General features: G+C 60.6%; 7 protein-coding genes. 6 read left to right on the top strand and 1 reads right to left on the bottom strand.

All coding sequences use genetic code 11. From position 1 onward, the window contains the following. The 4 genes from EN994_RS13660 to EN994_RS13645 all read left to right on the top strand — a co-directional run. The coding region (locus EN994_RS13660) for a LysM peptidoglycan-binding domain-containing protein (RefSeq protein ID WP_164745905.1) at window positions 1-212 on the top strand (212 nt) is incomplete at its 5' end. A 272-nt stretch (window positions 213-484) separates the two neighbouring features. After that, entirely contained in the window at window positions 485-817 is a 333-nt protein-coding gene (locus EN994_RS13655) for a metalloregulator ArsR/SmtB family transcription factor (protein ID WP_013532548.1), read from the top strand. Between the two features lie 21 nt (window positions 818-838). After that, window positions 839-2,719 carry an ABC transporter ATP-binding protein/permease gene (locus EN994_RS13650; RefSeq protein ID WP_013532547.1) on the top strand — a complete coding sequence of 627 codons (1,881 nt, stop codon included), beginning with the start codon at window positions 839-841 and terminating at the stop codon, window positions 2,717-2,719. Window positions 2,720-2,827: 108 nt separating this feature from the next. Beyond that, window positions 2,828-3,175, top strand: a complete 348-nt coding sequence (locus tag EN994_RS13645; protein ID WP_013532546.1) for an antibiotic biosynthesis monooxygenase — start codon at window positions 2,828-2,830, stop codon at window positions 3,173-3,175. 8 nt (window positions 3,176-3,183) lie between these two features. On the opposite strand, the gene EN994_RS13640 is transcribed toward EN994_RS13645, so the two are convergent. Next, window positions 3,184-4,047, bottom strand: a complete 864-nt coding sequence (locus tag EN994_RS13640) for an SMP-30/gluconolactonase/LRE family protein (RefSeq protein ID WP_013532545.1) — start codon at window positions 4,045-4,047, stop codon at window positions 3,184-3,186. Window positions 4,048-4,372: 325 nt separating this feature from the next. On the opposite strand from EN994_RS13640, the gene EN994_RS13635 reads away from it, so the two are divergent. Together EN994_RS13635 and EN994_RS13630 are read left to right on the top strand one after the other, a co-directional pair. Then, entirely contained in the window at window positions 4,373-5,665 is a 1,293-nt protein-coding gene (locus tag EN994_RS13635) for a DUF4375 domain-containing protein (protein WP_013532544.1), read from the top strand. 198 nt (window positions 5,666-5,863) lie between these two features. Beyond that, a partial coding sequence (locus EN994_RS13630) for a phosphatidylserine decarboxylase (protein ID WP_164745904.1) occupies window positions 5,864-6,340 on the top strand: 477 nt, incomplete at its 3' end.

The raw sequence follows: 6,340 nt of genomic DNA, 5'->3' as shown, positions 1-6,340 counted from the left end.
ACGACACGCTGTGGCGGATCTCGCGGCGCGTCTATGGCCACGGCGTACGCTTCTCGACCATCTACCTCGCCAACCAGGACCAGATCAGTGATCCCGACCGCATCTGGCCGGGCCAGGTGTTCAAGGTCCCGGAAAAGTCGAAGGAAGGCGAAGCCGCCGACCTCAAGGCCATGGGCGAGCAGGCAACGACAGCGCCCGCCAAGACGGAGTAGGGTTTGAGCGCCGACGGTTGAGCGCAATCTCCCCCTTGTGGGAGATGCCCGGCAGGGCAGAGGAGGGCGCTGTCTCGCCAGCCTGTCGGCCAAATCCGGTCGAGCTACCTTACGGCTGCTCGTAATGCTTTGATCGTGGAAAGTCGCGATCCTTCGCGCCCCTCTCTGTCCTGCCGGACATCTCTCCCACGAGGGGGAGATTGGCGGTTCCGGCGCTCTGCCCATAGGGTTAGCTTGCCCCGTGCCCGTTCATCGTCTATCGCCGATGAACGATGGCAGAATCCCTGATGGAAACAAACGCATCATGCGGCGGTCCGGACAGCCGTGCGGTCGCCGCCCGACTTGCAGCGCTTTCCCATCCGGCGCGGATCGAAATCCTGAAACACCTATCGACGAGCAGTTCCTGCTGCTGCCGCGAGGTCGTCGACCGCTTAGATCTGGCGCAGTCCACCGTGTCACAACATCTGAAAATACTGGTCGAAGCCGGGCTGGTTCGCTTCGAGCCCGATCGCCAGCGCTCGCGCTATGCGATCGACCATGCCGCGCTCGCCGATGTCTCCGCATCGGTGGCCGCTCTCGTCAATTCCTGCTGCTCCGGCCGCTGAAATAAGAAGAAGGCACAAGAAATGGCCGAAAAAACCGTCTCCGACTCCTCGACTTTCAAGACGCTGCTCAATTTGTGGCCTTACATGTGGCCAGCGGATCGCGCCGATCTGAGAGCCCGGGTCACATGGGCGACGCTGTTGCTGGTCGTCGCCAAGCTGACGCTGGTCGCCGGTCCCTATTTCTTCAAATGGGCGACCGACGCGCTGGCCGGCGACGCCAAATCGGCGCCGCCGCTGCCGAGCTTCCTGCTGGCGCCCGTCATGCTGGTCGTCGCCTACAATGTCGTGCGCCTGGTGCAGCTTGGCTTCAATCAGTTGCGCGACGCGCTGTTTGCCCGCGTCGGCCAATATGCCGTGCGCCAGCTCGCCTTCCGTACTTTCGTTCACATGCACCAACTGTCGCTGCGCTTCCATCTCGAGCGCCGCACCGGCGGCCTGTCGCGCATCATCGAGCGCGGCACCAAGGGCATCGAGACGATCGTGCGCTTCATCATGCTCAACACGGCGCCGACCATCCTCGAATTCGCGCTGACCACGGGCATCTTCGCCTACACCTATGGCTGGAAATATGTGGTCGTCGTCGCGGTCACCGTCTGGGTCTATGTCTGGTTCACGGTCCGCGCCAGCGACTGGCGCATCTCGATCCGCCGCGACATGAACGACAGCGATACCGACGCCAACACCAAGGCAATCGACTCGCTGCTCAACTACGAGACGGTGAAATATTTCAACAATGAGGGCATGGAAGCCGAGCGCTTCGACCGCTCCATGGCACGCTACGAGGTCGCCGCGACGCGCATCTGGACCTCGCTTGGCTGGTTGAATTTCGGGCAGGGCATCATCTTCGGCCTGGGCACCGTCATCGTCATGTGCATGTCGGCGCTCGAAGTGCAGGCCGGCACGCAGACGGTCGGTGACTTCGTCTTCATCAACGCCATGCTGATGCAGCTGTCGGTGCCGCTCAATTTCATCGGCTTCATCTACCGCGAAATCCGCCAGGGGCTCACCGATATCGAGCAGATGTTCGATCTGCTGGATGTGCCGCAGGAGATCGTCGACAAGCCGGATGCCAGGCCAATCGCGGTCAGCGCCGGCAAGGTCGAGTTCCGCGACGTGCACTTCTCCTATGACCCGAACCGGAAGATCCTGAAGGGCATCAGCTTCGAGGTGCCGGCCGGCAAGACCGTCGCCATTGTCGGGCCTTCGGGTGCCGGCAAGTCGACCATCTCGCGGCTTCTGTTCCGCTTCTACGACGTGCAGGGCGGCCAGGTGCTGATCGATGGCCAGGATATCAGGGACGTGACGCAGGAGAGCCTGCGCGGGGCGATCGGCATGGTGCCGCAGGACACCGTGCTGTTCAACGACACCATCGCCTACAACATCCGCTATGGCCGCATCGGTGCCAGCGAGGAGGATATGCGCAAGGCGGCCGAACTCGCTCAGATCGGCCCGTTCATCGAGCGATTGCCTGACGGCTACAAGTCGATGGTCGGCGAACGCGGGCTAAAACTTTCGGGCGGCGAGAAGCAGCGCGTGGCAATCGCCCGCACCATTTTGAAGGCGCCGCCGATCCTGATGCTCGACGAAGCGACCTCGGCGCTCGACAGCCACACCGAACAGGAGATCCAGGCCGCGCTCGATCTGGTCAGCCGTGGCCGCACCACCATCGTCATCGCTCACCGCCTGTCGACGGTGATCACGGCCGATGAGATCATCGTGCTGCAGGACGGCCAGATCGCCGAGCGCGGCACCCATGCCGAGCTGATGCGCAAGCATGGCCTCTACGCCTCGATGTGGGACCGCCAGCGCGAGGCGACCGAGGCCGAAGAGCGGCTGCGCTTGGCTCGCGAAGGCGACGAACTTGGTGTCATCGTCCGCCGGCGCACGTCGGAGGTGAATTGAAGGTTCGGCGTGTGATCTGATTTTTGCACTTGATCTCAACTTAAGTTGAGATTGTAGGCCGTTCCTGGAGCCCAAAAAACACCATGATCCAGGAACGGAGCAATCGAAATGAGCAAGATAAATCAGACTGTTAACGGCGGCAGCGTGTTCAGGGTGGACAAATTCGTCGTCCCGGCCGGCGCCCGCGAGGAGATACTCGCCAAGGTCAGGACAACGCATGAATTGCTGCGCCTGCAGCATGGCTTCGTGCAGGATTTCCTGCTCGAGCAATTCTCCGGGCCGGGCGAATTCAACCTCGTCACCATCGTCGAATGGGAAAGCCAGGCGGCCGTCGACAATGTCGTGCCGATCGTCAAGGCCGCGCACGAGCGCATCGCCTTCAACCCGCAGGAGACGATCGCCCGGCTCGGCGTTCGCGCCGACATCGCCAACTATCAGAGGGTTCCCGGGCTGTAGCAAGGCTGTTACGGCCAGCCGATGCCAGGTGCCGGCGCTTCGACGCTGAACACCTGGCCGGTGCGGGCGTCGCTGACCATATGCTCGAAGCCGCGCCATTCGGCGGCGAGAATGAACAGCGTTTTCCTGTCGGTGCCGCCCAGCATGCAGGCAAAGCAGCCGCGATCGACGGTCACTGTCTGCAGCACCTCGCCGCCTTCACGCACCCGCACGCAACGCTTGTTGGGAACATCCGCATACCAGGCCGCCCCTTCGGCATCGAGGCAGATGCCGTCGGGATAGCCGTCGAGGTCGGCCCAGACCCTTCGGTTGGCAAGGCTGCCGTCGGCGGCAATGTCGAAGGCGGTCAGCCGATTGGCATGGGATTCCGCGACAATCAGCGTCTTGTTGTCCGGGCTCACTGCCATGCCGTTGGCAAAGGCGATATTTTCCGCCACCTGCCGGACCGCGCCGTCCGGCGTGATCAACACGATGGTGCCGGGGCTGAAATGCTCGCCAGAAGCCGGCGCCGGTCCGCCGCCATTGACATAGGTGTTGCCGCGCCCGTCGACGACGATCTCGTTCCAAGGGCTTTTCGACAGGTCACGCAAATCGGCGCGAGTGACGAGGCTCCCGTCGGCCTCCTGTCGTAGCAGCAGCCCTTCGCGGCCGGAGATGACGAGCAGGCGGCCATCCGGCAGCCAGTCAATGGAGTAGGGCAGGACAGCCGGTACGGTGAGCATGACCTCGCGGTTGCCGTCGGCATCGACGGCGATAATCTCGCCGGTGCCCCAGTTGCAAAGCCACAGCCGTCCGTCATGCCAGCGCGGCGACTCGCCGAAAGCGAGACCGGCAGTGACGAGATGCGCTTGGGGGGCAGGTGGTTTCTGCATGTAGGGGACTCCTTGTTGAGTGCGTCAGCATCGCCAAATGGTCCATGATGGCGCTGTCTCACCAAGGACGGGCGAGGCAGCGGTCTGCCGACAGGCACAGAACCGATAATTTTGGTTTGGCTGCTCTTTGCTGAGTTCGCGACGAAGCCTCGAGGTCAGTTTTTGGAGTGTTCTTCAAACTATCGGTTGAAGTGTTCTTCAAAATATTGGTAAGACGCAGTGAAAATGAATTTCAAGCGCCTTTTTATCCACTTTTCCAAGTGATATTCTGCTGACAGACTCTGATCTACCGGTATTGCTTTCCTCCGGGTAAGAAGGCTTTGGAATGTTCGGAATTTTTTCGCGAAAGAAAAGGCTGCAGCAGTCGACAACGATTTCGGCGCACCAGCCGGAGCAACCGACGGCCAGTCCGCGCGTGACTTCAATTGTTGTCCCGTTTTCAGCAGTCGAGCGCGCCGCTAAGGAAAACTACGTTGCTGACCTCGTGACTGCAGTCATGGATTTCGTGACCGCAATGTTTGATCAGGGCCTCTACAAAGATCACGAAATACCGCCGTCAGCGAGGCAGTTTTTTCACGCTTACCTATACGGGATGGAAGTGGCTAATGGCGGCCATAGCCAATTTATTCACAATTACCGTGATCACCTCGATAAAGTCACCTCGGATGTGCATTTGGCTTTGGCTGGAATGCGAGCAGAAAACCATTTAGCTATTTTGAAACAGATGGTTGCTTGGGTCCGGGAACATCCCAAGGAAGCGGAGGAACAGACTGGATTCGAAGGTGGCCGCGCTGATTTCCTTGATGGACTCGACGATCTTTTTTACAAGGAGGAAGACAGCGTCCCGATGCTTGCCCGCGCAGTGGGTTGGATAGCCTCCTGGCCTGAACTGGAGATTGTCGACGATGCCGAATGCCAGGAGGCCACTCTTGACATTGTGATGGCCAACTCCAGGCGCGAACCTCGATTGCGCCATCGTTCGGTGTTCCATCTGAAAGCAGTGATGACGAGCCGACTTGAAGTGGGCATCGGGCTCGCCTGTGCAGCTTTGCCGCAGCCCGAGGTTAAGCTCGGGCTCGGCAAAGGACGGATGTTGGACATAGATGGCGAGAAGCAGATGACATTTCCGGTCGTAACCAACGCCGGCAGGGTGCGTTTGTGCGTAGTCACGCCAACGCATGCGGCTGCATACCAGTACCTGGCTGCTGATGGTACAGAACTGCAACTCGACCTCGGACCGGTCGATAGCGTTGATGAGTTACTTGGCGAAGGTGCTCCACGTGTCGGTCTGAAGCTGTCGCATGTCGGCGCTGATTCAATAGCGACAGTCATCGAACTGGCTGATGAATACGGGGCACCAGCAGCCCTCGACCTTCTTTTGCGCAGGGCTGGAATTGATACGGCAGGAGCAGTTGCTTTGCCATCGATGCTGATTCCGAGCGAGGGAGGATCGGTCGTCAGTTGGACAGTTGCTGCTGACGGTAGACTGCTGTTTTTGGTGTCCTCTCCCAACGGGAGCGCGCTCTTGAGGTCGGGCGCCGAAGATCCGCTGGCGGATGCCCATAGGCTTGAGATCGAAGAACATTTTGTGCGCGCCGAAGCCGATGGTGCCAACTGATCTGGGCTGATTGTCTCGAAATTCTGACGCCAGTGGCACAGGCATGCGAGCCGGTCGCGACCTCACGAACGCGGAGCGTTCGGCTATCCTGAGGCGACAGGCCCTTGCCCGTTCGCCCGCGCCGCCGATTGTTGCGTTGCGGCGAGGGGGGCTTTCGGCTATTGAGGCCGGACTTGAAACGGAGCCTGTTTTTAGCTGATGAGCCTTGTCGATACGGTCAAGAACGCGTTCGTACCGATCCATCGCGAAGGCTATCCCTTCATCGCGGCCTTTGGCGCGGCGACGCTTTTCCTCGGCTATTTCTCCTCGGTCCTGTTCTGGATCGGTCTGATCCTGACGGCCTGGTGCGTTTATTTCTTCCGCGATCCCGAGCGCGTCACGCCGGTCGACGACCGCTTGGTGGTCAGCCCCGCCGACGGCATCATCTCGGCGGTCGGGCCGGCCGTGCCGCCGCGCGAACTCGGCCTCGGCAATGTCGAGATGACCCGCATCTCGGTGTTCATGAATGTCTTTTCCTGTCACGTGAACCGCGCCCCGGTACGCGGTCGTATCGTCAGGATCGAACACCGGCCCGGAAAATTCCTCAACGCCGAACTCGACAAGGCCAGCACCGAGAACGAGCGCAACGGCCTGGTCATCGAAAGCCCCAACGGCACGATCGCCGCCGTCCAGATC

Source organism: Mesorhizobium sp. M7A.F.Ca.CA.002.09.1.1 (genome assembly GCF_003998555.1).
In the GTDB taxonomy this organism is placed as follows: Bacteria; Pseudomonadota; Alphaproteobacteria; order Rhizobiales; family Rhizobiaceae; genus Mesorhizobium; species Mesorhizobium ciceri.
Note: the sequence above shows the minus strand (reverse complement) of the source record. Positions and strands in the feature narration are given on the sequence as shown.

Excerpts from the sequence above, each read along its gene's own strand:
- EN994_RS13655 (WP_013532548.1), top strand. The coding sequence starts at position 485 with ATGGCAGAATCCCTGATGGAAACAAACGCATCATGCGGCGGTCCGGAC.
- EN994_RS13650 (WP_013532547.1), top strand. The coding sequence starts at position 839 with ATGGCCGAAAAAACCGTCTCCGACTCCTCGACTTTCAAGACGCTGCTC.
- EN994_RS13645 (WP_013532546.1), top strand. The coding sequence starts at position 2,828 with ATGAGCAAGATAAATCAGACTGTTAACGGCGGCAGCGTGTTCAGGGTG.
- EN994_RS13640 (WP_013532545.1), bottom strand. The coding sequence starts at position 4,047 with ATGCAGAAACCACCTGCCCCCCAAGCGCATCTCGTCACTGCCGGTCTC.
- EN994_RS13635 (WP_013532544.1), top strand. The coding sequence starts at position 4,373 with ATGTTCGGAATTTTTTCGCGAAAGAAAAGGCTGCAGCAGTCGACAACG.